We start from the raw sequence: 25,442 nt of genomic DNA, 5'->3' as shown, positions 1-25,442 counted from the left end.
AATAGCTCGTCGCAGCCCATCCAATGAGTGTTAACAGGCCCTAGATCTCGCCGTCGACAGCACGATTGATTTGCGCCGCTGCAGCGCGCAAGTGGTAAATTACCAGTCACGATGACTGGTAATTCCAAGCCCGCTCCAACCAACGACCGGTTCCTCCGCGCCCTGCTGAGGCAGCCGGTTGATCGCACCCCCGTGTGGATGATGCGTCAGGCCGGGCGTTATCTGCCGGAGTATCGCGCCACGCGCGAGCGCGCCGGGAGTTTCCTGAAGCTGTGCATGACGCCGGAGCTGGCGTGCGAAGTCACATTACAGCCGCTGGCGCGCTATCCACTCGATGCGGCGATTCTGTTCTCCGACATCCTGACGATTCCTCACGCGCTCGGTCTGGGATTGCAGTTCGAGACGGGCGAAGGGCCGCGCATCGAGCGGCCGGTGCGCTCGAAAGCGGATGTGGAGAAGCTGGGCGTGCCGGATCCGCAGGTCGAGCTGCGCTATGTGATGGATGCAGTGAGCTTGATTCGCAAAGAGCTGAATGGGCGCGTGCCGCTGATCGGTTTCGCCGGCAGTCCGTGGACCGTGGGCACATACATCGTCGAAGGCGGCAGCTCGAAGGAGTTCTCTCGCATCAAGACGATGATGTACAACGAGCCAGCGACGCTGCGGGCTTTGTTACAGCTGCTTGCCGATTCCACACGCGCCTATCTCAACGCGCAGATCGCGGCCGGAGCGCAGGCGGTGATGATTTTCGATACATGGGGCGGTGTGCTCACGCCGGCGCAGTATCGAGAGTTCTCGCTGCATTACATGCAGAGCATCGTCGACGGGTTGACGCGTGAAGCCGAAGGCCGGCGCGTGCCGGTGATCTTGTTCACCAAGGGCGCGCGCGATTGGTTGAGCATCATGGCGCAGACCGGCTGCGATGCGCTCGGTGTCGACTGGACGACCGATCTTGGCGACGCGCGCCGTCTCGTAAACGACCGCGTGGCGCTGCAGGGCAATCTCGATCCGAACTGCTTGTACGCGGCCCCCGAAAAGATTCGCGAGGAAGTGGCGCGAGTGCTGGCGAGTTACGGACAAGGCCCTGGCCATGTGTTCAACCTGGGACATGGCATTCATCCGGCGATTCCGCCCGAGCACGCCGGCGCGATGATCGCCGCCGTGCACGAGCTGAGTCCCCAATATCACATCCCGCGCTGATGCGCGGGATGGATGGTTGTTGTTCCCGTTGAAGCGCGGAATGGTTGATTTCAGTTCGCGCTAGGCGCGTTGGCCGGTCTCTTTCTTCAACTCATCGCGCAGCGCACGTCGCAGGATCTTGCCGACATTGGTCTTCGGCAGCTCGGTCCTGAAATAGACGTGCCGGGGCACCTTGTACCCGGTGAGCTGCTGACGTGAGAAATCGATCAACTGCTGCTCGGTGAGCGACGGATCTTTCTTCACGACAAACAGCGCGGGCACCTCACCCGAATGCTCATCCGCCTGCGCGACCGCGGCGACTTCGAGCACGCCGGGATGCGCGGCGACGACGCTTTCGATCTCGTTCGGATACACGTTGAAGCCGGACACGAGGATCATGTCTTTCTTGCGATCCTCGATGAACACATAGCCCTTCTGGTCGATCCGCCCGATATCGCCGGTGCGCAGCCAATCGCCCAGCATCACCTTGGCAGTCTCGTCCGGACGATTCCAATAACCGCGCATCACCTGCGGCCCGCGGATACAAATCTCGCCGACCTTATCGATGCCCAGATCGTTGCCGTCGTCGTCGCGAATGCTGATTTCGGTTGAAGAAATCGGCAGGCCGATGGAGTTGTTGAAATCCTCGCCGAACGGATTGATACAAGCCGCCGGCGACGTCTCGGTCAAGCCCCACGCTTGTGTCAGCACGTTGCCAGTGACCTTCTTCCAATGCTCCGCGACCGGGCGCTGCACGGCCATGCCGCCGCCCAGCGTGATGGCCAGCGCGCTGAAATCGACCTCTGAAAAACCCGGCGTATTGAGCAGCGCGTTGAACAGCGTGTTCACGCCGCTGATGTAAGTGAAGCGGACTTTCTTCAGCTCGGCGACGAACGCGGGGAAGTCACGCGGATTGACGATGAGTACGTTGTTCGCGCCCAGCTTCACGAACACCAGCCAATTTCCGGTGAGCGCAAAGATGTGATACAGCGGCAACGCCGTAATGATCGTATCCTGGCCGACGCGCCCCGCCGTGCCGATCCAGGACTCGGCCTGCAAGACGTTCGCGACGATATTCCGATGGGTCAGCATCGCGCCTTTCGCCACGCCCGTCGTGCCACCCGTGTACTGCAGGAAGGCGATGTCTTCGAGCGTCAGCGACGCCGGCGTGAATGTTTCATAGCGGCCGGCCTGCAGCGCCTTGTTGAAGCGCACGGCGGTCGGCAGGTTGTAGGCGGGAACCTGTTTGCGTACCTGGCGCACCACCAGATTGGCCAGCACCGACTTCGGAAAATGCAACTGATCGCCGACGCCGGTAATGATCACGTGCTGGATCTGGGTCTTGGCGATGACATGATCGAGCGTGTGCGCGAAGTTCTCGAAAATGACGATGGCCTTGGCGCCCGAATCGCTGAGCTGATGTTCCAGCTCGCGCGCCGTGTACAGCGGATTGGTGTTGACCACGATCAAGCCGGCGCGCAACGCGCCGTACAGCGCGATCGGATACTGCAATACGTTGGGCATCATCAAGGCGATGCGATCGCCTTTCTTCAGATGCGCGATGGATTGCAGATAAGCGGCGAAGTCTCGCGACAGGCGCTCATAGTCGGCGTACGTGATCGTGCGTCCCATGCTGGTGAACGCCGGCTTCTCGGCGAAACGGGCGCAGGCGCCGTCGATGAGCTCGACCGCCGAGCTGTATTGCTCGGGATTGATCAGCTCCGGCACGCCCGACGGATAGCTCTTCAGCCAGGGCTTGGAGGATGCGGCCGTCATTGGCGCGCCCTGCGCGATTGCGTTCATTGCTTCAGTACCTTGCTCAGTGCCGGCCACAGATTGTCCAGCAATTTGGGTTGTGCCGTCGCATTGGGATGAATGCCATCGGCTTGCATCAGGGTGTCGTCGAGCGCCACGCCGTCCAGAAAGAAATCCACCAGCGGCACGTCGTACTTTTTCGCCAGCTCGGCGTACAGCGCATGGAACGAGTTGGCATATTCGGCTCCATAGTTCGGCGGCATGCGCATGCCCACCAGCACGACCTTGGCGCGCGCGGCCTGGCTGGTCTCGATCAGGTATTCGAAGTTGCCGCGCACCTGTTTCAAAGGCAGGCCGCGCAGCCCGTCATTGCCGCCCAGCTCGATGATGACCACCGCGGGTTTGTGCAAATCCAGGGCACGAGGCAAACGGCCGCGCGCGCCGCCGGTGGTTTCGCCGCTGATACTGGCATTGACTACGCGGTACCCGTAACCTTGCTTGGCCAGCCGCTGTTCCAGCAAGGCCACCCAGGTGGCATCCACTTTGACGCCATAGCCGGCGCTCAAGCTGTCACCGAGCACCAGGATGGCTCTGGGCGCGGTCGCGGCGTGAACCAAACCGGATGGGCTCAGTCCCAGCCCAAGCAGACTGAACAGCGCCAGGCTGAAACCGATCGTGACAGCCCAGCGTAAGTTTCCGCTAAGTTTGCGCTGGCAAACTGCGGCGGCCATCGCCGTACCCGACTTGCCCAACGATCCAGATTCAGATCTCGACATGAGCATTGCGCAACCGGTCCTCAGAGCGGAAAAAATCAGCAAGCAGGTTAGCAGTCCGGAGGGAACGCTGACCATCCTCGCGGCCGTCGATCTGAGCATTCAGGCCGGCGAGACCGTTGCCATCATCGGCGCCTCGGGCGCCGGCAAATCGACGTTGCTGGCCTTGCTCGCCGGGCTGGATGAACCGACTGACGGACGAATCTGGCTGAACGGTGCGGAGCTCACCGCATTGGATGAGGACGGCCGCGCCGCGGTGCGAGCCCAACATGTGGGCTTCGTGTTCCAGAGCTTTCATCTCGTGCCTTCGCTGACCGCGATCGAGAATGTGATGTTGCCGCTGGAACTGGCGGGCAAATCCGGCGCGCGCGAGGCCGCCGCCGAAGTGCTGGCGAAAGTCGGTTTGACGCCGCGTCGCGAGCATTATCCCCGGCAACTTTCCGGCGGCGAGCAGCAACGAGTCGCGATCGCTCGCGCCTTTGTCACCAGACCTGCGCTGCTGTTCGCGGACGAGCCGACCGGCAATCTGGATTCAGCGACCGGTGAACGCATCATCGAATTGCTGTTCGAGCTGAACCGCGCCACGCGGACCACATTGGTGGTCGTGACTCACGACAACGCCATTGCGCAGCGATGCGGACGTACGATTCGCATCGACGCCGGCAAGGTCGCTGCATGAAAGCGCTGAGGCTCGCGATTCTCGCACTGGCGCGCGATGGCAAATCGGGCGAGCTGCGAGTGCTGATGCTGGCGCTGCTGGTCGCCGTGTCGGCGCTCACCGCAGTCGGGTTCTTCACGAGCCGCGTCAGTCTGGCGGTCGATCAGCAAGCGGGCGAAGTGCTCGCGGCCGATCTGCGACTGCAATCGCGCTCGGCGCTCGAGCCGGAATATTTTCAGATGGCCAGGGACGCGGGCCTGCAAACCGCCGAGCTGTCCAATTTTCCGAGCGTCGTGTTCAAGGGCGACGACAGCGCACTGACGGCGATCAGGGCCGTCTCTGCCGAATATCCGTTGCGAGGCCGGGTCAAAGTCGCGGATGTGCCGTTTGGTCCGGCGCAGGAAGTCACGACCATGCCGGGGCCGGGCGAAGCGTGGCTCGAAGCGCGCCTGTTCGCGCAACTCGGTGCGAAAGTCGGCGATAAGATTCGCGTCGGATCGAGCGAGCTCACCGCCACCAAGGTGCTCGACTATCGCCCCGATCAAGGCTCGCAGTTCGTCGATCTCGCGCCGACCTTGCTGATGCGTCTCCAGGATGTCGAAGCCACTGGCCTGGCGCAGGAAGGCAGTCGCATTTCTCATTTCGCCTTGTTCGCCGGCCAGCCGCAGGCCGTCACGGCGCTCAAGGAGCGGCTCAATAAAATCAAGAAGCCCGGCCAGCGCATCGTCGACCTGGCGGACGCCAGCCCGCAGATTCGTTCCGCCATCGATCGGGCGAGCCGATTTCTGAATCTGGCCGCGTTGGTGACGATCCTGCTGGCCGCGATCGCCGTCGCGATTTCAGCGCGCCGCTACGTTTCCCGCCATCTCGACACCGTCGCGCTGATGAAGAGCATGGGCGCGCCTCAGCGGCTGGTGCTGTCCATCAGCGTGCTCGAGCTGTTGATGATCGGCTTGATCGCCGGCGTGATTGGCGCGGTCATCGGTTACGCGGCTCAGGAGGGCATCGCGTATCTGTTGAAGGATCTGGTGCGCAACGAGCTGCCGCCTCCGTCGCTCAGCGCTGGCGGATTGGGTATCGTCACGTCGGTGCTGATCCTCATCGGCTTTGCGCTGCCGCCGCTGTTACAGCTGCGCTTCGTGCCGCCGGCCCGAGTGTTGCGACGAAATCTCGAGCCGCCACCGTTGCGTTATGCGACCGTCTACGGGACGGCGCTTGCGGCTCTGGTCGCGCTGCTCGCATGGCTGGTTCGCGATGCTCAGCTGTTGTTGTATGTATTCGGCGGAACGTTTGTCACGTTCGCGGTGCTGATGCTCGCCGGCTGGTTGCTGGTTCGAGGCCTGAGCGGGCTGCGCGGCAGCGTGGGTGTGTCCTGGCGTTATGGGATGGCAAACATCGCCCGCCGCGGCCGGGACAGCGTGATCCAGATCGTCGCCTTCGGTCTGGGCCTGATGGTGCTGTTGCTGCTCGCGGTGGTTCGCAACGACCTCATGCAGGAGTGGCGCGCCAGCCTGCCGGAGAACGCGCCCAATCATTTCATGATCAATATTCGTCCCGATCAGACCGACCAGGTCCGGGACTTCTTCGCCGAGCATGGCATCACGCCGCCGCAACTGGTGCCGATGATTCGCGCCCGCCTGATCAAGATCGATGGCAAGTCGGCGACCGATCTGAAAATCCAAAGCGATCGGGGCAAGGACTTCCTGGAGCGCGAAGCGAATCTCACCTGGGCGCAGACCCTGCAGGACGACAACAAGCTGATCTCGGGCCAGTGGTGGCGTCCCAACGATGGCGGCGGGCCACGCGTGTCGGTGGAGAAAGAGCTGGGCGATGCCCTGGGTCTGAAGCTCGGCGACGAGCTCACTTATGATGTCGCCGGCGAGACCATCACCGCGCGGGTCAGCAGCTTCCGCGAAGTGCAGTGGGATTCGTTCCGTCCGAACTTCTTCATGGTGTTCTCGCCCGGCACGCTGAACGACAGCACCGGTACCTACATCACGAGCGTGCACATCCCTCGCGAGCAGCGGCCCGTGCTGCTGGACTTCGTACGCAAGTTTCCCGAGGTGACCGCGATCGATCTCGAAGCGATTCTCACGCAGGTGCGTGGCGTGATGGACAAGGCTTCGTTGGCGGTTCAATACGTGTTTGGATTCACGCTGCTCGCGGGCATCACCGTGCTGCTCGCTGCGATCCAGGCGACGCGCGATGAGCGACGTTACGAAAGCGCGATGTTGCGAACGTTGGGCGCGAGCCGTCGCGTGGTATTGCAAGGCGTGGCGGCGGAGTTCACCACGTTGGGAATTCTGTCGGGCACGTTAGCGGCGATGGGCGCGACGGCCGCTGGGTATTTCCTCGCGACGCGCATCTTCAATCTCCAATACACGTTCGATATCACCGTGTGGGCGGTGGGCCTGATTGCAGGCGCGGTGCTCGTCGGTCTGAGCGGAACCTTGGCGACGCGATCAGTCGTCAATCACCCGCCCATCGCCACGTTGCGAGGCGGCTAGCGCTACTTCAAACCCAGCATCATCCAGCCGACGTCTTCCGTCTGACCGCGCCAGTTGTAGCCTTCGACCTTCACCAGGTAATCGCCCGGGCCGAACGCGGATGAGTTCAGGCTGAAACGGATTTCCTTGTTGGAGTCGCGCATGATGCGTTTGATCTGCATCACCCGCACGCCGTCGGACTTGTCGATGGTGATTTGAAACTGCTGGATCTTGCCTTCGGTGGCGTCGACGGCGATGTCCAGCAATTGTGCCGGGTCGAGCCAGCCGAGCGCGAAGGTCGGACTCGACGGCTTGTTCTTCACCATCTGCAGTTTGTATCGCTGCACACTGCCCGGCGGCTGCATCTGTGCGCTGGTGAGCTCGTTGTGTGCGCCTTGCAATTGTTCGGTGAGTGCGCGCGCTTGCAGACCGAAGATCACTGCCGCACCGGCGGCGATCAACATGCCGAGGCCCAGCGCCAGCACGAGGACGCGACTGGCGCCGCCGCCGCTGCTCCGGCGCATTTCCTCGCGTGCTTCTTCGGGATCGAAACCATCGTCGGCTTCTTCCAGCACGGCCCGGGTGGAGCTGGAGGGAATGGCGTCGAACACGCCCGTTTCGCTGCCGTCCACCGGCCGGCGCGCCAGCCGCGTTTTCAAACGCACTGGAATGGGCAGCGCCTGCAGGAAGGCCGGGTTGTCGAGGCAGAATCTCTCGAAGTCGCGCGCTTCGCGCACGGTCAGATCGCCGGACAGGTAGCGATCCACCACATGCTCGTTTTCGATGTACTTGCGATCCATCCGCGCCGGCTCGATTGCCATAACGCGGCGGAGGTTAACAAATGCCAGTAGGCGGAAATGTCGAGAGAGTCCGCAAAATCCCACAAGAGTGAGACGCGGCACACACTTTGGTCAGTGTCAGGGCGTCCCTGACTTTGCCGCCTCCTGGTCCGCCACACACTTTGCGCATTTCGGCCAATAAGGCTTGGCCATGTGGTCCAGGGTCCAGCGGTTGCCTTCGGCGAAGAACTTGCGCATGGCCTGGGACTGCGGCGCATCGGTGTAGCCCAGCCCGACGATGCGCACCTGGGTCATGTCCCCGGCCGGTGTCAGATAGATGACCGTCCAGGTGCCCGCGATCGCGTCGGTATATTTGAAGTCCGCCGGCGCCTGCTTGATCCGGATCGCCAGCATGCGCTCCGGCTCGAAGGCCAGGATTTCATTGACGATGGTATTGGCATCGCCCAGCCGGCCCTTGGGATCGTAGTGCGAGCGGATGGTGCCGCCGATCTTGAAATCGATATCCGCAGCCGCGGCGCCGGTCTGTTTGTAACCTTCGGCGGTCGTGAAGATTCGCCATACCTCGGCCGGCGATGCGTTGATAAATCCCTCGGTAACCTGCGGCTCGGCGGCCGGTGCGGTCTGCGACCATAGCCCCGCCACGCACAGAAATACCGCGGCGAGTGCGCGGGACAGTGCTTGTAACAATCCAGCGCGACGCGCCGAAATCCTTGTTCTGCTTGGGAACTGTGGGCTTTTACTCATCATTCTTGCAGACCTCTGGCCGATACTGCGATGCTTGGTCAGCTGGTGTAATGCCGAACCGGTCAACACCGGGACGGGGCCGTAGCGTCACGGCTCGGATAAATAGTAATTCAATCGACTGGATATCCATCGACTGGCAGTGGGTTCGCATGATTCTCACCCTCGAAGTGACCGGCCCGCAGGCCCAGGCGATGGGCACCGCCGGTCGCAAGACCTTCAAGGCCCTCGGCGGCACCATCGGGCGCCTGCCGGACAATGACTGGGTATTCCCCGACCCGTATGTGTCGGGCCGGCATGCTTTGATCCGCTACGTCAATGGCAAGTACTTCGTCGAGGACACCAGCACCAACGGGGTGTTCATCAATTCGCCAGACAATCGACTGACACGGGGACAGCCGCAGCAACTGCGCGATGGCGATCTGCTTTACATCGATGCATATCAGATCAATGTTTCCATCCAGAAAGACGTCACCGAAGACTTGCGGAACGATCCGTTCGCGGTCCTGAAGAACGGCGGGCCGAAGCTCGTCTCGCCGCCGCCCCGTCGTGGTGCCGCGCCGACCCCGGCGGCCGCGGAAGACAGAACTGAAAGCCTGCTGGCGAACCGGAACAAGACCATCCTGCAGGACTCAACGATCCGCGATGTAGGGCGCGATGACGACGAGGATGAGGAGGAAGACGAGGACGAGGAGGCCGGCGAAGATCACGCCACCGAATGGTTCGGCATGGCCGAAGTGGCAGAGCCGAAGAAGCCGGCGCCGCCAGCGGTTCCGTCACGGCACCGGCCTGAGGTTGTGAAATCCACGGTCGCGATTCCGCCGCCTCGTCCGCAACCGCAACGACCGCCATCACCGGTGGCCAAGGTCGCTCCGAAGCCGGCCGTCAAAGAAGCGCCCAGCGCGCCCACGCCGCGCGCGCGTGCCGAGAGTGGCGACGCTCAAATGAAATCTCTCTTCGATGCCGCGGGCATCGAAGGCCTCGAACCGAGCGTTGAATCGGCGCGCATGCTCGGTGAGATCTTGCGGATCGCGCTCGGCGGCGTGATGGAAGCGCTGCGAGCACGCGAACGCATGAAAGACGACTTGCGCATGCGTGGCACGTCCTTCAAAGCGGCGGCCAACAACCCGTTGAAGTTCTCCGCCAACGTCGATGACGCTTTCCACAATCTGCTGGTGAAGCACAATCCGGCGTATCTGCAGCCGGCGGATGCCTTCGAGGATGCGTTCCGTGATGTGCGCGATCATCAGGCGGCGTTGCAGACCGCGATGCGCCTGGCGTTCGAGTCCATGCTGTCGCAGTTCGATCCGCAGCGGATGCAGGAGGAGTTCGACCGGCAGATGAAGGGCTCGATCATCGGCGTGCCGGGCAAGATGCGGTATTGGGATCTGTTCCGGGACAAGTACGGCGAGCTGAGCAAGGACGCCGAAACCGGCTTCCGTACTTTGTTCGGTGACGCCTTCACGCGCGCCTATGAAGAGCAACTGGAGCGGCTGAAGAAATCCGGCCGGTCGGTAGGGCAGTGACATTCATGGATGAAACATTGGTGGAAGAGGACATTCACCCCGTCTACGTCTCCGCGGGCCTGACAGACGTCGGCAAGCTCCGTGCGACGAATCAGGATGCATTCGTTGAATTGCACGCCGCCGGCGTCTGGTCCGTGGCCGACGGCATGGGCGGCTATCGCGATGGTGATGTCGCGAGCCGCATGGTATGCGAAGGGTTGCAGCTGCTGACCGGCGACGGCTCGCTCGATGAAGCGGTGAGCGCCGTGCGCCAGCGCATGAGCGATGTGAATCGTCGTCTATATGAAGCGTCGGTGCGGCCCATCAATCCCATCGTCAGTGGCAGCACCGTGACCGTCATGGTGGTCCGGCGCACCGAGCTTGCCGTGCTGTGGGCCGGTGACAGTCGTGTGTATCGCTGGCGCCAGGGTCAGTTGACGCAACTGACCACGGATCACACCTGGGCCGCCGAACTGAACCTGCAGCATCCCGACGAAGAAGCCGACCATGCCATCACTCGCGCGGTTGGCGGTGAAGCTACGTTGACGCTCGACATCCGCAAGGATCGCGTGCGCCTCGGGGATCGCTACCTGCTGTGCTCCGACGGTCTGACGCGAGAGCTGAACGACGCGCAGATCGCGTCGGCGTTGTCGTCCGACGAGGTGAAGACCGCCGCCCGGAAACTGATCGACGCCACTCTGAAAGCGGGCGCCCGCGACAATGTGACGGTCGTCGTGGTCGAAGCGACCTGACCGGCATAGAAGCGGCTGACGTTTGCAAGAGTCGGCGTCCCCATGAAAGCCACGGACGAAGAACAAACCCAGCTGCGCCCGGCCGAACCCAACGCCACCCTGGTGCGCTCAGGAACGGAGCTGCACACGCTGGTGCGTCCGGAGCCCGACGGAACGCTCGTCCGCCAGCCGGACCGGGACACGGCATCCAACACACGCCAGGCGGGCCGCCCGGCTCAGGATTCAGACGCGGCGTTCGCCGCCACGCTCCAGGCGGGCCGCCCAGCCCAGGATTCAGACGCGGCGTTCGCCGCCACGCTTCAGGCCGGCCGCCCGGTCCAGGATACAGACGCGGCGTTCGCAGCCACGCTTCAGGCTGGCCGCCGGGCTCAGGATTCGGACGCGGCGTTTGCGGCCACGCTCCAGGATCCGGCGTTCGCCGCTACCCTCAAGGCGCCAGAGCGCGGGCCGTCTGGAACATTGGCTCACTCTGAACCGCCGCAGCCCGAGCAGGCGGGGCCACTCGAGCTGGGTTCGGTCATCAAACAGCGTTTCGTGCTCGAACACATGCTCGGCAAAGGCGGCATGGGCCTGGTGTTCGGTGCCATCGACCGGCGCAAGCTGGAAGCGCGCGACCCGAACCCGCACGTTGCGTTGAAAGTGCTGAACTCGGACTTCGCGCGTCATCCGCAGTCGTTCATGGCCTTGCAGCGGGAAGCGCGCAAGGCGCAGACGCTCGCGCATCCGAACGTCGTCACGGTGTTCGACTTCGATCGCGACGGCGACACCGTCTACATGACGATGGAGCTGCTCAAAGGCCGTTCCCTCGACTCGATCGTTCGCGAGGGTCGCGGCAAGGGCAATGGTGCCGAATTTTCGCTGCCCATCATTCGCGGCATCGCTGAAGGCCTGGCGTACGCGCATCGCAAAGGCATCGTCCATTCCGATCTCAAGCCCGGCAACGTGTTCATTGCCGCGGATGGCACTGCAAAGATTCTCGACTTCGGTATCGCGCGTGCCGTACCGAGCTCGGTGACCGAAGAAAACAAAGATGAGTTCGATGCGGGCGAGCTCGGTGCGTACACCGAGGCGTACGCGACCGATGAAATGGTCGCAGGCATCGACCCGCATCCCGCCGATGACATGTATGCGCTCGGCATCATCGCGTACGAGTTGGTCACGGGTTTTCATCCGTATCAGCGGCACAGCGCGCCGAACGCTCGCAAGCTCAATATCAAGCCCGCGCCGCTGAAAGGGCTGAAGCGCAAGCAGGCGCGCGCGATCGAAAGCTGCCTGTCGTTCGAGCGCAAGGACCGGCCGCAGAACGCGGGTGAGTTCCTCAAGGCATTTCGCGGCGTCACGCGACTGCAAAAGATCACGTTGGCGGCGAGCGCCGTGCTGGCGCTGACGGCCGGCTATTTCTGGTATCAAAACTACCTGGAAACCAGCCCGGCCATCGCCTTCAGCGAGTTGCCGGCGGCGGATCAGCAGCTGTTTCGCAGCGCCATGAACGATGGCAACGAAGCGTGGGCATTCTATGAGCGCGAAGGTTTCGCCGATGCGATCGAAGTGGCACTGGCAAGTTACGCCAAGGCGTATGACCTGCACCCGCGCAATCGAGAAGCTGTTGCAGCACTGAACCGTGCGGCGGATGAAGCGCTACGGGTCACCAAACAGGATCCGGCGCGGCGCCACGAGATCGCAAACAAACTCCAGGACCTCAGCGCTCACTTCCGCAAGTACGCGCCGGTCGTCGACGCCGCCAGATAAAGATCAAGCGCGATACTTGGAGCGCACATCCCGGATGGCGCGGCTCGCATCCAGGTTCAACGCATCCGCGATGGCGATGAACTCGATCACATCGATGCGGCGCTCGCCGCCTTCATACTTCGAAATGAAGCTCTGGGGTTTGCCGAGACGATCCGCCAGCTGCTGTTGAGTCAAACCGGCTTTCTCGCGCGCGGCGAGCAGCAACTCGAGCAGGCGGAAATGAGCAGGTGTGCGCAATGACTTCAAGACGGCGGGCTCCGTATGACGCCCGTGTCTATATTCCGGCGCTCCGGTTATCCCAACTTCGGATACCGTCGCCGGATTTCGTCTGGCCGCGAAAATCTGCTGTAATCGCGCCCTTTCCGGTGCTATGCCGGCAGCGCACGCAAAGTTCCTCGAGAGTATGAGCAGCAAACCCCAGACCGCCGCCCCGGGCCAGGGCGGCAAAGCCGCCAAGACCGCCATCACTCCCACCCGGGAGGAAAACTATGCCGAGTGGTATCAGCAGGTTATTCGCGGCGCCGATCTCGCCGAGAACTCGCCGGTGCGCGGCTGCATGGTCATCAAGCCGTGGGGCTACTCGCTGTGGGAGAACATGCAGCGGGCGCTGGACGATATGTTCAAGGCCACCGGCCATCAGAACGCCTACTTCCCGCTGTTCATCCCGCTGTCCTTCATGCAGAAGGAAGCGGCGCACGTGGACGGCTTCGCCAAGGAATGCGCCGTGGTCACGCACCACCGGCTGGAAGCCGGCCCGGACGGCAAGCTGCGCCCGGCCCCGGCCGCCGAGCTGGAAGAGCCGCTGATCGTCCGTCCCACCTCCGAGACCATCATCGGCGACGCGTTCTCGCGCTGGGTGCAGAGCTATCGCGACCTGCCGCTGCTGATCAATCAGTGGTGCAACGTGGTGCGCTGGGAAATGCGTACGCGCATGTTCCTCCGGACCGCCGAATTCCTCTGGCAGGAAGGCCACACCGCGCACGCGACCAAGGAAGAAGCGGTGGAAGAGACCATGCGCATGCTCGAGGTGTACGCGACGTTCGCCGAAGAGTGGATGGCCGTGCCGGTGGTTCGAGGCGAGAAGACCGCCAGCGAGCGGTTCCCCGGCGCCGAGCAGACCTTCTGTATCGAAGCCATGATGCAGGATCGCAAGGCGCTGCAGGCCGGCACCAGCCACTTCCTGGGCCAGAACTTCGCCAAGGCCAGCGGCATCGAGTTCCTGGATCAGAACGGCCAGCACCAGCACGCCTGGACCACCAGCTGGGGCGTGTCGACCCGCCTGATCGGCGGCCTGCTGATGACGCATTCCGACGACGACGGTCTGGTGCTGCCGCCCAAGCTGGCGCCGGTGCAGGTCGTGATCCTGCCGATCTACCGCTCCGATGAGGACAAGGCTCGAGTGATCGAGTATTGCCGCAAGGTCGCGGGCGAGCTGCGCGCGCAGCGTTACGTCGATCGTCCGGTTGCCGTCGTGGTCGACGAGCGCGATGAGCGCGGCGGCGACAAGGTGTGGAACTGGATCAAGAAAGGTGTGCCGGTGCGTATCGAAGTCGGCCCTCGCGATCTGGAGAAGGATGCGTTGTTCGTCGCCCGTCGTGATCGCGCGCCGAAGGACAAACAGAGCATCCCGCGCAGCGAGTTCGTGGCGTCGATCGGCGCGACGCTGCAGTCCATTCAAGATGGGTTGTACGAGCGCGCGAAGGCGTATCGCGAGCAGTTCACCAAGCGCATCGACACCAAGGAAGAGTTCTACGCATATTTCACCGCGCCCAGCGTGCCCGAGAACGCACCGACGCCGATTCACGCCGGCTTCGCGCTGACCCACTTCAGCGGCGATGCCGATGTCGAAGAGCGGATCAAGTCGGAACTGGGCGTGACGGTCCGCTGCATCCCGCTGGAAAAGAGCGAGCCCGGCACCTGCCCGTTCACCGGCAAGCCGAGCCCGCAGCGGGTGGTGTGGGCCAAGGCGTATTGAACTGATCCCGCACGCCGGCGCTGCCAGCGAGCGCCGGCGTTTCGGCCGCGACCAACGTCAATTGTCAGTCGCCATCCTTGGCCGGGATGGCGACTGTCGCCCAAGGTCTTTCCATGTCCGCGGTCTCCCGCGCCAATTGGCAAATTCATTTCTGCGTCATCCTGTGGGGATTCACTGCCATCCTGGGCAAGTTGATCTCCCTGGGCACGCTGGCGTTGGTGTGGTGGCGCATGCTGCTCGTGACCGGTGCGTTGGTGCTGGTGCCGCGTTTCTGGCGAGGGTTGTCTACGCTGCCGCCCCGGATGATTGCGATCTACGCCGGCATCGGCATGGTCGTCGCGCTGCATTGGCTGGCGTTCTATGGCTCCATCCGGTTGGCGAACGCCTCGGTCGCCGCGACCTGCCTGGCAATGTCGCCGGTGTTCCTGGCCTTCATCGAGCCGTTCCTGGTCGGTCGCCGCTTCGACATGCGCGAACTGCTGTTCGGCCTCGCCTGCATTCCGGGCGTGGCGCTGGTGGTGGGCGGAACGCCCACGGAAATGCGACTGGGCATCGTGGTGGGAGTGTTCGGCGCCCTGCTGGTCTCGATCTTCGCCAGCCTCAACAAACGTTTCATCGGCAACTCCGATGCGCTCGCGGTCACCGGCCTGGAAATCGGTGCGGGTCTGCTGTTGATGACCGTGATCTCGGCGGTGCTGTCGCCGGACACCGTGTTCATTTTGCCGCCGGTGCGCGACGCGTGGTTGCTCGCCGTGCTTGCGATGGGCTGCACGCTTCTGCCCTTCGCCCTGTCGCTGGCGGCGCTTCGTCACGTGAGCGCCTTCTCCACGGCGATCGCGCTCAATATGGAGCCGGTGTACGCGATCGTGATGGCGATCGTCTTGCTGGGCGAGCAGCGCGAGCTCAGCCCCAGCTTTTATCTAGGCGTGGCCATCGTGGTGTCGGCGGTGTTCCTGCATCCCTGGCTGGTGCGTCCCGCTAACGACGCTGCAGCAGCTGATCTACCCGATCCCGATAAGAACGGCTGAGCTTGATTTCCTGCCCGTCGTCGAGCGTCAGGAAGTATTCGCCATTGGTGTGAGGTCGCAGCCGTCGCACGCGTGACACGTTGACGATGGTCGAGCGATGCACGCGTTGGAACAGCTTCGGATCGAGCACGGCCTCGAGCGACTTCATCGTCTCCCGCAACACGTATGTGCGCCCGTCCGCGTGCACGCACATGTAGTCGCCGGCAGCATCGATCCAATCGATGCTTTTCACATCGATGCGGACCGTGCCCGCGTCATCGCGAATCGGCAGGATCTGCGGATACTGCGGCTGACGCTCGGCGTGCAGATATTCCCGTAACGTTTGCTCGTCCACCTGGCCGCTCCCTTGTGTGCTCGCCAGCAACTTCATCAATTGCTCGCGTTGACTGAGCGCATTCTTCTGCTGCCAATGGCTGCGCACCCGTTCCAGCGCCTGAACGAAGCGTGTGTCGTTGATGGGCTTGAGCAGGTAATCGATGGCCTGGGCCTCGAATGCATCCAGCGCATAGCGATCGTAAGCCGTGACGAAGATCACCATGGGCAACGATTCCTGAGGCACTCGGGCCAGCACGTCGAAGCCCGACAGCCCCGGCATCTGGATGTCCAGGAACATCAGATCCGGCTGCTCCGCCACGATGGCTTCGATGGCTTCGCGACCGTTGACACAATGACGGACGATGCTGATATCCGCATGTCCCTGCAGACGCAGCTCGATGCCGCGCCGGGCCAGCTCTTCATCGTCCACGATGAGGGTGCGAATTGGTGGGTCGTTCATGGCACTGCTCATGCCACTGCCCGCTCAGGCCGGGGTCGTGGCGCGTTCCGCTGGAAACGTCAGCGACACCCGCAGACCGGGGTCGGTGTTCGTCACTGCCACGGTGCCGCGTTCTCCGTACAGCACCTGCAGGCGCTCGCGAGTATTACGAATACCGACGCCACGACCATTGGCCAAACGGGTCGCATCGATCATGCCCGGGCCGTCGTCGGCAACTTCCAATTGGAGCATACCCCCGGTGACGTGCGCGCCGATCCGGATTTGTCCGCCCGGCTCCCGGGGCGAGACCGCGTACTTGATGGCGTTCTCGATCAGAGGCTGGATCAGCAGGCTCGGCACCAGCATGGCACTGGCCGCATCCTCGATGGCGTAGACCAGGCGCAGCCGTTCGCCGAACCGCATCTTCTCGATGTTCAAGTACAGATTGAGGGCGTCCATCTCCTGCGCCACGGTCACTTTCTTCATCGGGTCCTGGTCGAGCGTGTAGCGCAGGAACTCCGACAGACCGGTGACCGCGTTGTTCGCGGTGCTGTTGCGGTTGTCGAGAATCAGGGTGGAAATCGCATTCAGCGTATTGAACAGGAAGTGAGGATTGAGCTGATAACGCAGCATCTTGAGCTGTGCTTCCTGCGCCAGCGAGGTTGCCTGCAGGGTGGCGATGCGTTGGGACTGCAACAGCTCGTAATACCGCACGCCGAAGTACAAGCCGACCCAGCACATGATCAGATAAGTCGAGCTCAAGGCACCGCTGAGGTATTCGTGCCAGTGCATCATGGGCCATTCTGGCTCCACGTAGCGATGGTAGAACCAGTTCATGATCACACGCAGGACGCAGGCGGTAGCCCAGGCGGCGGCGAGGCTGCCCGCGAACGTGACAACCGGTTGCTTCATCCATAGCCACCGGCAGATGTAGCGCATCGGCATCGTGAGAATGCAGCCCGCCGTCGCGGCGACGGCGATGTATTGCACATAGGACACCGGCTTGCCGTAGAGCAAAGCGCCGACGTATTGGGACACGCCGTAACCGCTCCAGCCGAGCACGTGCAGGGACCAGAACAGCGCGTTTCTATTTTGTTTCAGTTGGGCGAGGTCCATGCGGCCACTGTAAGCAAGTGCCGCAACGCATTCCATCGTTTCGTCGCGCTGATGGCACGCCCGGTCGCAAGCCGTGCTCAGGCGCCCATTTCAGCTCGTTGTGGCGACAATTGCGTGTGCGTCCAAGCGATGCGCCGGCGCGATGAGAAGAAGGAATGAGTGCGCGCCGCGACCGATCAAACTTCGCGCCCGGAAAAATTCTCGCGACGCTTGCAACCCTTGGCGGATGCCTCGCATCTCAAGGACAAGCGCGCGATGAACGGTAGCCAAAGAGAAGCGAAGTTAGAGGAGACTCGATCATGTCCAGCCACAAGACCTTCCGCGTTGCGCGTTACGTTGCCGCCTGTGCCGTCACTGCCCTGAGCTTCGGCGTCGCCGCTCATGCCGGTGAAGTGTCCACCGATGTGGTCGGACCCGCCACCACCACGGTGCGCTACGGCGATCTCGATCTTTCCAAGCAGGCCGACGCGCAGAAACTGTACGGCCGTCTGCAGCGCGCTTCGGACAATGTCTGCGGCGAGTACAAGGAACTGCGGAATCTTCAGAAGATGAAGCTGTACAACGTCTGCTATCAGGACGCGCTGGCCCGCGCCGTCGATACGGTCGGCCATGCAGCGGTAAAAGCGGCTTACGCGGCCGATGACAAGTATCGGTTCGCCCGCCGCTCCACGAAGTCCCAAGCCAGCATCTAACGATGGTTGCAGCATCGGTAGATGGTTGCTTGTATAGGCGACGTTGCCAGCTGCGACTGGCGCGTCGCCGGACTTAGAGTCGCGGCCCGAACAACCCGAGCAGGCCGACGATGATCAGATAGATGGCGACGATGAAATTCAGCAGCCGCGGCAGGACCAGGATCAGAATGCCGGCGACCAGGGCAACCAGGGGACCGATGCTGACGTACATACCCGCGCCTTTGTTTGTGATGAAAGGATCACAGGCGGTACGTCAGAACCCGGCGGATTGTTCCCCTCGAACACTCAGGCGAGGCGCGCCTGCAGCCAGTGGGAGATGTCTGTGACTTCTTCCAGGCAGACTGAATGTTCCATTGGATAGGTGTGCCATTCGATGCGATAGCCCAGGCTCTGCAACTCATCGCGCGACGCCTCGCCCAGCTGTGCCGGGACGATGGGATCGTGCACACCGTGGCACATCAGGATCGGCACATCGCGATTCGCGGCCGACGCTTCGGTAGCGACCGAGGCGCGCAATGGCAGATAAGTGGACAACGCCATCACGCCGGCAAGGCGTTGCGGATAACGCAGGCCGGTCTGGAACGCGATGGCGCCCCCTTGTGAAAAACCGGCAATCACGATTTTGCTGGCCGGAATGCCCTGCGCAATTTCCTGTTCGATATATTTCTTCACGACGCCTTCGGATTCGCGAATACCGGCATCGTCTTCGGCACGTTCGGGACCGAAGCCCTTGATGTCGTACCAGGCACGCATCACGTAGCCGTTGTTGATGGTCACGGGGCGCGGTGTGGCGTGCGGAAATATGAATCGCACCGGCAAGCTCGCCGGCAGATGCAACTCATCGACGATGGGCACGAAATCGAAACCGTCCGCGCCGAGCCCGTGCAGCCAGATGACCGTCGCGACGGGCGCGGTGGCCGGGGTCAACACCACGGCATCAGCGGATTCTCGAGTCGTATGAGGCATGTCAGCTCCGAGTCATCAAGGCTCGCGGGATCGCAATAGTTCCGCCACGGCGGCGCCGAGCTCGGCCATGTCGAACGGTTTGCGCAATTGTCGGGCCGTGCCGAGCGCCGCTTCCACCGCGGCACTGTCGGCATAGCCCGAGACGATCAGCACGGGCAGTCCAGGTTGTTTCATCTGCGCCGCTTTGCCCAGATCCGCGCCGTTCATGCCGGGCATGGCGAAATCGGCCAGCAGCAGATCGAAGCGCTGGGCGTCGAGCAGGATCAACGCATCGACGCCATTATCCGTGTCCCGCACCTCGTAGCCCAGCGAACGCAACGACTCGCTCATGAATCGCCGCACCAGCTTGTCGTCGTCGACCACCAGCACGGCAGCGCTCTTGGTCGATGGCTCCGGTTCAGCTTCCGACGGTGCTGCTGTATCCGGTATTGCCGTCGGCACGACAATGGCATCGCTCGGTGCGAGCGGCAGCACCAGACAAACGGTGGTGCCTTGGTGAATTTCGCTGTCGATGTAGAGGGAGCCGCCCGACTCGCGAGTCACCGCGTAAACCTGCGACAGGCCCAGGCCGGTGCCGTGGCCCACCGCCTTGGTGGTGAAAAATGGATCGATGGCGCGTGCTCGCACTTCTTCAGTCATGCCGACGCCGGTGTCAGTCACTGACAGCTGCACATAGTCGCCCTTCGGCAGATGTCGATCGACGACGTTGGCGCGACGAGCGCTGATGATCAGCTTGCCGCCGCCGGGCATCGCGTCGCGCGCATTCACCGCGAGATTGAGCAGCGCCAGCTCGAGCTGATTGGAATCGCTCATCACCACGCGTGCATCGGGGTCCAGTTCCATGCGCACCTCGATCGCGGGACCGACCGACTGCGCCAGCAGGCCGCTGATGCCATTGAAGAGTTGCTGCAGATCCACCGGGCCGACCGCCATCCGTTGGCTGCGGGAGAACGCCAGCAATTGCGATGCGAGTTTGGCGCCACGCCGGGAGGCTTCGAGTGCGTTGTCCGCGAGCCTGCTGAGCCGTTCGTTGTCCTTCACCCGATTGCGAATCAGATCGAGATTGCCGATCACGGCCGTGAGCAGATTGTTGAAGTCGTGGGCGATGCCGCCCGTCAACTGGCCCACCGCCTCCATTTTCTGGGACTGACGCAATGTTTCTTCGGCACGGCGCCGCTCGGCCATGTCTCGCGCCATCAGCAGAACCAGCGTGCCGCCGAGGATCAATGCCCCCAGTGCGGCCAGGGCGGCGGCAACGAACGACCACGTGGTCGGCGCATCGATGGCCGTCGACGCCACCGCCAGGTGCGCCGACCATTGCGACCACGGCGAGGTATGAAACGCCGTGTAGTTCTTCAGCCCCTCGTAGGTCGTGCCTGGATAGAAGCCGCTGGCTCCTTCCTTGATGGCCTTGCGCACGAACTCGGTGGCTGGCGTGCCGACGCGGGTCTCGAAGTTGAGGGTTCGCGCCACGAACTGACCGTGCCGATCGACGACAGCTGCGGTCGTGCCGGCCACGGCCACTGCCTTCAGCAGTTCCTGAAAGGCCTGCGGCTCGATGCCCGCGCCGAGCATGTAACGCAATTCACCTTCGCCGCTGACGGGTGCGTACACCCAGGCGAGCTTTTCAGGCGGCGGCGAAATCGACCCGGCCATGGGCATTTCGGTCTGGCGCATGTCCTTCAGTGCCTGCGCGTGCACTTCGCTGAGTGGCGCGGGCTCGCCGAACGGGCGGCGCAGATCGAACAATTCCTGCCCGCTGAGTGCATCGATCAGAACGATCGTGCGCCACGCGGGATTGGCCGTCTGTACTCGCTGCACGCGAAAATAGAATTCCCGCATGTTGCCCTTGGCCAGATCCACCGAACTGGTGAGCACGCCGAGCGCCGCCAGATCACGGCGCAGGCGACCGTCGACCAGCATGGTCGCGATCTCGCTGCGGCCGAGCGTGTCGGCTTCGACACGAGCCCGCTCCGCACGTAAAAAATAAAAAGCGCCGACCGCGACGAACACTACTGTGGGCAGCGTCGCGGCAACCCCCAGAGTGATCAGCGAGCGCCGGAAGAATCGCATTAGTTGTTCTCGTCCGGCCAAAGGCCGCTATTTTGCCTTGCGCGCCGGTTGTGAGATAGCTGTAGGCAACTGGATGCGCGACGTAGGTAATCCACCGGGAGCGCCTTGCGGAAAGAGGCAACCGCAGACTCAGGGCGCGGCGCTTTGACCGCGCTCACAGAAATGGCAAAGTGATGGCGCTATATCTGGCCGCACTTCCCTCAATCGGTTTCATCCCATGCAATCGCGCAAGCTGCACGCACTGATCGCTTTTGCTTTGTTTCTGGTGGCCGCGGTCGTTTATGCCGCGCTGTCCGGCAAGCCCGTGGATCTGTGGCGCGTCGCGCTGTGGAGCATGGTCGGCGTCGGCAGCTATACCGCGCTATCTCATGTGTTTGGTTTCGATCCCCATCGCACCCGTATCGCCCAATCCTCGCCGGCGTACATGCACTATGTGGATCGTTGGGAGTTGCGCCTGGGGCAGGCGACCTTGTCGATGCTCGGTGGAATCGTGATCGCGGCGCGCCTGTTCGACGGCGCGCACTTCGTGACGGCGGTGGTTTGCGGCACGCTCTCGGCGTGGACCTACTTCGCCTTCCGTTGGTATGTCGGCGGCTATCGGGCCGGCGCCACCAGCAAATAATCAAAGTGCCAGCGGTGGGTTCGCGAGCAAGTGCAGCTCGTAGCCCATCAGTACGGCGTAACCGGCGACGACCAGGTACAGCAACAGCTCGCCTGGGAACAACCTGAACAGCTTCATCCGCGCGCAAATCACCAGCACGGCCACGCCTAGACTGGTGAGCGTCAGCTTGATCGCCGCGAACCAGCCCAGGTTGTGAGGCACGAACAGCGCCATCACCGGGTTCACTTCGCTCGCCCCCTGCGACATCAGCATCAACGTCAGCACGCCATCGAGCGACGACATGCCGAGGATCAGCAGCACCAGCGCCAGCACGCGCGGTGAGTGCCAATCGATGATGGTATAGACGCGATCGGTCGCACGACGTCCCGCTCGGCGACGCGGATTCAGCGCGCCTCGCCAATAAGCAGCGACGTTGTGTTCACGGCGTTCTACACCGCTGCGACGTTCATGGGGGACGCGTTCCATTGCGTGCATGGATCAGGAGCCTCGACTCTCGACAATTCGGCCCGGTCAGTGTGCGCGAAGAGTGCAATGCGATGGGCTGAAGTTACCGTAATCAGTCGCGAAAGAAAGTCGCGACCAGGGGAGGTTGTCGAGAAAATTATCAGAAAACACTCCGGGAGGAGCGTCCTTGCGAGCGCGTTACTGCAGGGGGATGTCAGACGCGCACGCCTCCCGGAGTGATCAGGCTGTGATTAACGAGCGGCCAGCTTCTGCGTGATGGGCTTGCCGTTCAGCGCGATCACCGCGCCGCTGCGATCGACGATGCAGGTACCGCGGGCAATGTTCTTGCCGCTTTCCAAGCCCTTGGCGCTGACCACGATCTTGTAGGCACGCGAGTGAATGCTGATCGGGCTGTTCACGGCGTCTTCCTTCTTGATCTTCACCGGCTGTTCTTTCGGCAGGCTGGAGGCGACGAACGCGTTGATGCACGAGTCCATCGCGGCATCGTAGTTGTGAGCCTGGGTGGTGAACGGCGCGGCGAGCGCGAGCGTGGCGGCGGCCAGGGATATCGACTTGGTGAGACGGGTGCTGAGCTTGTTCATGACGATCACTCCAAAGGGTTAAAAGAAAAACTCCAATCCCCTGGAACGTTTCTTTATGGAATGGGGCCAATCTAGAGCCCGCGAGTCAGGCCGACAAACGAGAAGATTTCATGCTGGCAACAAACGCGCTCATGCAGACATTCCCTGACTCGGAAACAAAATAGAAACAAATGGGCGCGCGCCCGCCTCCGCTGAAGCGCGGCTGAAACAAATACTCGCCCCTGGGAATCTGGATATTCCATCGGCCTGCGCCTGCGGCGCGGCCGATGGGTGCATCTAAGAAGCCGTGCGCGGGATCAGGCCGCGACGCTGAATTCCTCGATCAGCCACTCCGTCAGTGCTTTGACGTTGGGCCGTGCCGCATCTTCCTTGCGCAGAATCAGAAAATAACTCTCACCGGTTTCCAGCTCGCGATCGAACAGCTTCACCAAAGTGCCTTGCGCGAAGCGTTCGTTGCCGAGGCGCGTCGAAACCAGCGCGACGCCGACGCCGTGCTCGGCGGCTTCCGCTGCTGTATTCATGGAGTCGAAACGTACGATGCTCTTCGGTCGCAGATTGATGCCGAGCGTTTGCGCCCAGCGCTGCCAGCCGTCACGGCGCGCTTCGTGAATGATCAACGTATGTTTGTTCAGATCCTGCACCGAATCGATCGGCACGCGCTGTAACAAATTCGGCGAGCACGCCGGTACAAACGATTGCGAGAACAGTTTGTGACAGTTGTGGTCGTGCGCCTCTTCCGGCGAGGCGCCGACGACGATGGATAGATCCGCTTCGGGGGGATGCGACTGCAACGGCCCCGACACCGTATTGATATGTACGTCCGTATCCGGTCGCACTTCCAGAAACAGCGGCAGGCGTGGCAACAACATTTCGGTCGCGAAGAACGGCGGGATGTGCAGACGAACCACATCGCGGCCGTAACGAATGCGTAACTGCTCGGTGACCGCTTCGAGTCGTGCGAACACCGTCTCCAGGTGCTGCAAATAACTCTCGCCGGCTTCCGTCAGCGTCAGCGAGCTCGGGCCGCGCTCGAACAGTGCTACGCCGAGTTGCTCCTCGAGCCCCTTGATCTGGTGGCTGACCGCGGACGGCGTAATGCACAGCTCCTCCGCGGCAGCCTTGAAGCTCAGGCGCGCGGCAGCGACTTGAAAGGTCTTCAGGAACTTCAGCGAGGGGAGGCGCATGGTCGCAGGCCGTCGAAGCGGCAACTCGGGCACGGGAAAGGTGGTCACGGGTTTCCGGAGAGCAAGTCCCGTGCCGTCCCGCAGAACCCATGATTTCCGCGGGCTCCGGCCGTGATCGGCCGGCGTGGAGCGCGACGGCCGCCCCACGCTCTGGCAGCTCGATCAGACCGCGCGCAAATACAGTGCGGTCAAAGGCTTATGTCACGCTTTGTTAATAATTCGTCAATTTCAGCCGCGCATTTACTTCGCGGGAGTGACATCCACCGCCGCGTAAGTCAGTGGCACGGCGGCTTCGGGTGACAGTACTCGGAACGTGAAGCTCTGCTGCAAATACAGCAGCACTGAGGTGCTGGTGTGATCCAGATAACCCACCGAGAAATCCTGCCCGACGATCAGCTCGAAGTCGCCGCCGCGCAGACTCATCACGACCGCGCCATCGACAGCCGGCGCCCAGACGATCGGGCCATCCACCAGCTCGCGCACATGATTGATGATGGGATAGCCGCGCAAGGTACTGCGAGTCAGGCCGGTATAACAGCGAGGGCCGAGTGCAATTCCATACGGACCGCTGACACCTTCACTGCGCAATCGATGGGTGGCTTCGGCGACCACGTCGGGATACGCGCCGTAATCGGTGGGGATCGTCAGCCCATGAGCGCCGGCGGCGGGAAAGATGCCGTCGATGTGTCCGGCCTCATAGCCGCGGAAGATGGCGCGATCTTCGGCGATCGCTGCGGCCCGGGCCGCGTTGCGAACTGAATCGAGATCGGGATTGGTGTCGCCGCGGCCGATCGCGTCCAGCTCTTCGCGATCCACCTCGAAAGGAATCCGGATTTCGATCAATGGCAGCGACAGCCGCAGCTTCGACACCACGCCATCCTGCAACGACGGCGACAACGTCCGGGTGCGACCGGTCGAGACCGAGGCGCAGCTCCAGCCCAGCGGACCTTTGAAATCCACCAGACGGCGCGCGGCCAACAACGTTTTCAGGGTGCGCTTGGCTTCGGCGTCGATTTCTTGCCACGCCTCGGAGGAGATCGGGGCGTGCTCGCGCAACAGCTCGTTCATGGTTTGATTCCTGTGCCCGCCAGCTTGGCCACTTCCCGAGTCGGATTCTGGTGTTCCCCCCGCAGACTGCCGATGCCCAGGCAGCCATTGCCTGCATCCGTTCCGCCGTCGGCGCCGCCATGTTCGGCTTCATGCTCGATATCGAGCACGGACTTGTCGGTGAACAGGTAGGTGCGCAGGTGCTCGTCGAGCTTCGGATCTTTCCGACGCAGCCATTCCAACACCATGGCGGCGTGCTCTTTTTCCTCGTCGCGGTTGTGCGCCAGGATGCGTTTGAGCTCCTCGTCGGTGGCGGCGTCGATGCGCTGGTCGTACCAGTCGACCGCCTCCAATTCCTCCATCAACGAGGACACGGCGCGATGCCGGTCGATGGTCTCGGGCTGCAGCGCCTTGGCGCTCTCGTGCAAGGATTCGCTAGACATGGTGGCTGAACGCGCTCGGGTTCGGGTACGTCAAACCAGTACGCATGAACTCGTCCGTGGTTCCTGAAGGAAAACTGCCCCTCACCGCTTCTTCACGATTT

Annotated in this window: 25 protein-coding genes; 10 read left to right on the top strand and 15 right to left on the bottom strand. The window is 62.5% G+C overall.

Annotation, left to right across the window (positions count from 1 at the left end):
- The first annotated feature begins 111 nt into the window (after positions 1 to 111).
- Positions 112 to 1,197 (top strand): uroporphyrinogen decarboxylase, encoded by a 1,086-nt coding sequence (gene hemE / locus EKO19_RS30820; protein WP_129781254.1) that lies wholly within the window; start codon positions 112 to 114, stop codon positions 1,195 to 1,197.
- A 60-nt stretch (positions 1,198 to 1,257) separates the two neighbouring features.
- Here the strand turns inward: hemE and EKO19_RS30815 are convergent, their stop codons facing one another.
- Both EKO19_RS30815 and EKO19_RS30810 read right to left on the bottom strand, forming a co-directional pair.
- Positions 1,258 to 2,952: an AMP-binding protein gene (locus tag EKO19_RS30815; protein ID WP_129781253.1), complete on the bottom strand. Its 1,695-nt coding sequence runs from the start codon at positions 2,950 to 2,952 to the stop codon at positions 1,258 to 1,260.
- Between the two features lie 23 nt (positions 2,953 to 2,975).
- A complete protein-coding gene (locus EKO19_RS30810) occupies positions 2,976 to 3,707 on the bottom strand; it encodes an arylesterase (protein WP_217705717.1) in 732 nt (243 codons plus the stop codon).
- Here EKO19_RS30810 and EKO19_RS30805 point away from each other — a divergent pair.
- On the top strand, positions 3,706 to 4,383 hold the full coding sequence (locus tag EKO19_RS30805; protein ID WP_129781252.1) for an ABC transporter ATP-binding protein: 678 nt from the start codon (positions 3,706 to 3,708) through the stop codon (positions 4,381 to 4,383). The genes EKO19_RS30810 and EKO19_RS30805 overlap by 2 nt on opposite strands.
- Positions 4,380 to 6,869 carry an ABC transporter permease gene (locus tag EKO19_RS30800; protein WP_157995512.1) on the top strand — a complete coding sequence of 830 codons (2,490 nt, stop codon included), beginning with the start codon at positions 4,380 to 4,382 and terminating at the stop codon, positions 6,867 to 6,869. Before EKO19_RS30805 ends, EKO19_RS30800 begins: the two co-directional genes overlap by 4 nt.
- Positions 6,870 to 6,871: 2 nt before the next feature.
- On the opposite strand, the gene EKO19_RS30795 is transcribed toward EKO19_RS30800, so the two are convergent.
- Positions 6,872 to 7,648: a hypothetical protein gene (locus tag EKO19_RS30795; protein ID WP_129781250.1), complete on the bottom strand. Its 777-nt coding sequence runs from the start codon at positions 7,646 to 7,648 to the stop codon at positions 6,872 to 6,874.
- A 117-nt stretch (positions 7,649 to 7,765) separates the two neighbouring features.
- Positions 7,766 to 8,335: an SRPBCC family protein gene (locus EKO19_RS30790; RefSeq protein ID WP_217705716.1), complete on the bottom strand. Its 570-nt coding sequence runs from the start codon at positions 8,333 to 8,335 to the stop codon at positions 7,766 to 7,768.
- A gap of 206 nt (positions 8,336 to 8,541) precedes the next feature.
- Between EKO19_RS30790 and tagH the strand changes: the two genes are divergently transcribed.
- Genes tagH through EKO19_RS30775 form a run of 3 tightly spaced genes read left to right on the top strand, consistent with a single transcriptional unit; the run spans position 8,542 to position 12,395 of the window.
- Entirely contained in the window at positions 8,542 to 9,915 is a 1,374-nt protein-coding gene (tagH, locus tag EKO19_RS30785; RefSeq protein ID WP_157995511.1) for a type VI secretion system-associated FHA domain protein TagH, read from the top strand.
- A gap of 5 nt (positions 9,916 to 9,920) precedes the next feature.
- A complete protein-coding gene (locus EKO19_RS30780) occupies positions 9,921 to 10,646 on the top strand; it encodes a PP2C family protein-serine/threonine phosphatase (RefSeq protein ID WP_217705715.1) in 726 nt (241 codons plus the stop codon).
- 42 nt (positions 10,647 to 10,688) lie between these two features.
- On the top strand, positions 10,689 to 12,395 hold the full coding sequence (locus tag EKO19_RS30775; protein ID WP_129781247.1) for a serine/threonine-protein kinase: 1,707 nt from the start codon (positions 10,689 to 10,691) through the stop codon (positions 12,393 to 12,395).
- Between the two features lie 3 nt (positions 12,396 to 12,398).
- Here EKO19_RS30775 and EKO19_RS38965 read toward each other — a convergent pair whose 3' ends face one another.
- Positions 12,399 to 12,641 carry a helix-turn-helix domain-containing protein gene (locus EKO19_RS38965; protein WP_217705714.1) on the bottom strand — a complete coding sequence of 81 codons (243 nt, stop codon included), beginning with the start codon at positions 12,639 to 12,641 and terminating at the stop codon, positions 12,399 to 12,401.
- Between the two features lie 157 nt (positions 12,642 to 12,798).
- Between EKO19_RS38965 and proS the strand changes: the two genes are divergently transcribed.
- Both proS and EKO19_RS30760 read left to right on the top strand, forming a co-directional pair.
- The gene (gene proS / locus EKO19_RS30765) at positions 12,799 to 14,370 is read left to right on the top strand and encodes a proline--tRNA ligase (RefSeq protein ID WP_129781245.1); all 1,572 of its coding nucleotides are present in this window, start codon (positions 12,799 to 12,801) and stop codon (positions 14,368 to 14,370) included.
- A 113-nt stretch (positions 14,371 to 14,483) separates the two neighbouring features.
- Entirely contained in the window at positions 14,484 to 15,398 is a 915-nt protein-coding gene (locus tag EKO19_RS30760) for a DMT family transporter (RefSeq protein WP_129781244.1), read from the top strand.
- Here EKO19_RS30760 and EKO19_RS30755 read toward each other — a convergent pair.
- Together EKO19_RS30755 and EKO19_RS30750 are read right to left on the bottom strand one after the other, a co-directional pair.
- Entirely contained in the window at positions 15,349 to 16,173 is an 825-nt protein-coding gene (locus EKO19_RS30755) for a LytR/AlgR family response regulator transcription factor (RefSeq protein ID WP_129781243.1), read from the bottom strand. The genes EKO19_RS30760 and EKO19_RS30755 overlap by 50 nt on opposite strands.
- A gap of 24 nt (positions 16,174 to 16,197) precedes the next feature.
- Entirely contained in the window at positions 16,198 to 17,268 is a 1,071-nt protein-coding gene (locus tag EKO19_RS30750) for a sensor histidine kinase (RefSeq protein WP_129781242.1), read from the bottom strand.
- Positions 17,269 to 17,567: 299 nt separating this feature from the next.
- Here EKO19_RS30750 and EKO19_RS30745 point away from each other — a divergent pair, with 299 nt between their 5' ends.
- Complete coding sequence (locus EKO19_RS30745) at positions 17,568 to 17,960, top strand: UrcA family protein (RefSeq protein WP_129781241.1); 393 nt, start codon at positions 17,568 to 17,570, stop codon at positions 17,958 to 17,960.
- Positions 17,961 to 18,033: 73 nt separating this feature from the next.
- Here the strand turns inward: EKO19_RS30745 and EKO19_RS30740 are convergent, their stop codons facing one another.
- From EKO19_RS30740 to EKO19_RS30730, 3 genes are all read right to left on the bottom strand, one after another.
- Positions 18,034 to 18,171 (bottom strand): DUF3096 domain-containing protein, encoded by a 138-nt coding sequence (locus EKO19_RS30740; protein ID WP_129781240.1) that lies wholly within the window; start codon positions 18,169 to 18,171, stop codon positions 18,034 to 18,036.
- A gap of 74 nt (positions 18,172 to 18,245) precedes the next feature.
- Entirely contained in the window at positions 18,246 to 18,926 is a 681-nt protein-coding gene (locus tag EKO19_RS30735; protein WP_129781239.1) for an alpha/beta hydrolase, read from the bottom strand.
- A 15-nt stretch (positions 18,927 to 18,941) separates the two neighbouring features.
- A complete protein-coding gene (locus tag EKO19_RS30730) occupies positions 18,942 to 20,999 on the bottom strand; it encodes a response regulator (protein WP_129781238.1) in 2,058 nt (685 codons plus the stop codon).
- A 217-nt stretch (positions 21,000 to 21,216) separates the two neighbouring features.
- Between EKO19_RS30730 and EKO19_RS30725 the strand changes: the two genes are divergently transcribed.
- Positions 21,217 to 21,621: a hypothetical protein gene (locus EKO19_RS30725; protein ID WP_129781237.1), complete on the top strand. Its 405-nt coding sequence runs from the start codon at positions 21,217 to 21,219 to the stop codon at positions 21,619 to 21,621.
- Here EKO19_RS30725 and EKO19_RS30720 read toward each other — a convergent pair whose 3' ends face one another.
- The 5 genes from EKO19_RS30720 to EKO19_RS30700 form a co-directional block, all read right to left on the bottom strand.
- A complete protein-coding gene (locus EKO19_RS30720) occupies positions 21,622 to 22,086 on the bottom strand; it encodes a DUF5658 family protein (protein WP_129781236.1) in 465 nt (154 codons plus the stop codon).
- A 230-nt stretch (positions 22,087 to 22,316) separates the two neighbouring features.
- Positions 22,317 to 22,667, bottom strand: coding sequence for a hypothetical protein (locus EKO19_RS30715; RefSeq protein WP_129781235.1), 351 nt, complete (start codon positions 22,665 to 22,667; stop codon positions 22,317 to 22,319).
- Between the two features lie 296 nt (positions 22,668 to 22,963).
- Positions 22,964 to 23,899 (bottom strand): LysR substrate-binding domain-containing protein, encoded by a 936-nt coding sequence (locus EKO19_RS30710; RefSeq protein ID WP_129781234.1) that lies wholly within the window; start codon positions 23,897 to 23,899, stop codon positions 22,964 to 22,966.
- Positions 23,900 to 24,091: 192 nt separating this feature from the next.
- A complete protein-coding gene (locus tag EKO19_RS30705; protein WP_129781233.1) occupies positions 24,092 to 24,919 on the bottom strand; it encodes a family 1 encapsulin nanocompartment shell protein in 828 nt (275 codons plus the stop codon).
- Positions 24,916 to 25,341, bottom strand: coding sequence for an encapsulin-associated ferritin-like protein (locus EKO19_RS30700; protein ID WP_129781232.1), 426 nt, complete (start codon positions 25,339 to 25,341; stop codon positions 24,916 to 24,918). The genes EKO19_RS30705 and EKO19_RS30700 overlap by 4 nt, the downstream gene beginning before the upstream one ends.
- Positions 25,342 to 25,442 lie beyond the last annotated feature (101 nt).

It is taken from the genome of Peristeroidobacter soli (assembly GCF_004138485.1).
GTDB lineage: Bacteria > Pseudomonadota > Gammaproteobacteria > Steroidobacterales > Steroidobacteraceae > Steroidobacter > Steroidobacter soli.
Note: the sequence above shows the minus strand (reverse complement) of the source record. Positions and strands in the feature narration are given on the sequence as shown.

Bases quoted from the DNA above. Each gene is read 5' to 3' on its own strand.
- hemE (WP_129781254.1), top strand. From the start codon at position 112: ATGACTGGTAATTCCAAGCCCGCTCCAACCAACGACCGGTTCCTCCGC.
- EKO19_RS30815 (WP_129781253.1), bottom strand. From the start codon at position 2,952: ATGACGGCCGCATCCTCCAAGCCCTGGCTGAAGAGCTATCCGTCGGGC.
- EKO19_RS30805 (WP_129781252.1), top strand. From the start codon at position 3,706: ATGAGCATTGCGCAACCGGTCCTCAGAGCGGAAAAAATCAGCAAGCAG.
- EKO19_RS30810 (WP_217705717.1), bottom strand. From the start codon at position 3,707: ATGTCGAGATCTGAATCTGGATCGTTGGGCAAGTCGGGTACGGCGATG.
- EKO19_RS30800 (WP_157995512.1), top strand. From the start codon at position 4,380: ATGAAAGCGCTGAGGCTCGCGATTCTCGCACTGGCGCGCGATGGCAAA.
- EKO19_RS30795 (WP_129781250.1), bottom strand. From the start codon at position 7,648: ATGGATCGCAAGTACATCGAAAACGAGCATGTGGTGGATCGCTACCTG.
- tagH (WP_157995511.1), top strand. From the start codon at position 8,542: ATGATTCTCACCCTCGAAGTGACCGGCCCGCAGGCCCAGGCGATGGGC.
- EKO19_RS30780 (WP_217705715.1), top strand. From the start codon at position 9,921: ATGGATGAAACATTGGTGGAAGAGGACATTCACCCCGTCTACGTCTCC.
- EKO19_RS30775 (WP_129781247.1), top strand. From the start codon at position 10,689: ATGAAAGCCACGGACGAAGAACAAACCCAGCTGCGCCCGGCCGAACCC.
- proS (WP_129781245.1), top strand. From the start codon at position 12,799: ATGAGCAGCAAACCCCAGACCGCCGCCCCGGGCCAGGGCGGCAAAGCC.
- EKO19_RS30760 (WP_129781244.1), top strand. From the start codon at position 14,484: ATGTCCGCGGTCTCCCGCGCCAATTGGCAAATTCATTTCTGCGTCATC.
- EKO19_RS30755 (WP_129781243.1), bottom strand. From the start codon at position 16,173: ATGAACGACCCACCAATTCGCACCCTCATCGTGGACGATGAAGAGCTG.
- EKO19_RS30750 (WP_129781242.1), bottom strand. From the start codon at position 17,268: ATGGACCTCGCCCAACTGAAACAAAATAGAAACGCGCTGTTCTGGTCC.
- EKO19_RS30745 (WP_129781241.1), top strand. From the start codon at position 17,568: ATGTCCAGCCACAAGACCTTCCGCGTTGCGCGTTACGTTGCCGCCTGT.
- EKO19_RS30740 (WP_129781240.1), bottom strand. From the start codon at position 18,171: ATGTACGTCAGCATCGGTCCCCTGGTTGCCCTGGTCGCCGGCATTCTG.
- EKO19_RS30735 (WP_129781239.1), bottom strand. From the start codon at position 18,926: ATGCCTCATACGACTCGAGAATCCGCTGATGCCGTGGTGTTGACCCCG.
- EKO19_RS30730 (WP_129781238.1), bottom strand. From the start codon at position 20,999: ATGCGATTCTTCCGGCGCTCGCTGATCACTCTGGGGGTTGCCGCGACG.
- EKO19_RS30725 (WP_129781237.1), top strand. From the start codon at position 21,217: ATGCAATCGCGCAAGCTGCACGCACTGATCGCTTTTGCTTTGTTTCTG.
- EKO19_RS30720 (WP_129781236.1), bottom strand. From the start codon at position 22,086: ATGGAACGCGTCCCCCATGAACGTCGCAGCGGTGTAGAACGCCGTGAA.
- EKO19_RS30715 (WP_129781235.1), bottom strand. From the start codon at position 22,667: ATGAACAAGCTCAGCACCCGTCTCACCAAGTCGATATCCCTGGCCGCC.
- EKO19_RS30705 (WP_129781233.1), bottom strand. From the start codon at position 24,919: ATGAACGAGCTGTTGCGCGAGCACGCCCCGATCTCCTCCGAGGCGTGG.
- EKO19_RS30700 (WP_129781232.1), bottom strand. From the start codon at position 25,341: ATGTCTAGCGAATCCTTGCACGAGAGCGCCAAGGCGCTGCAGCCCGAG.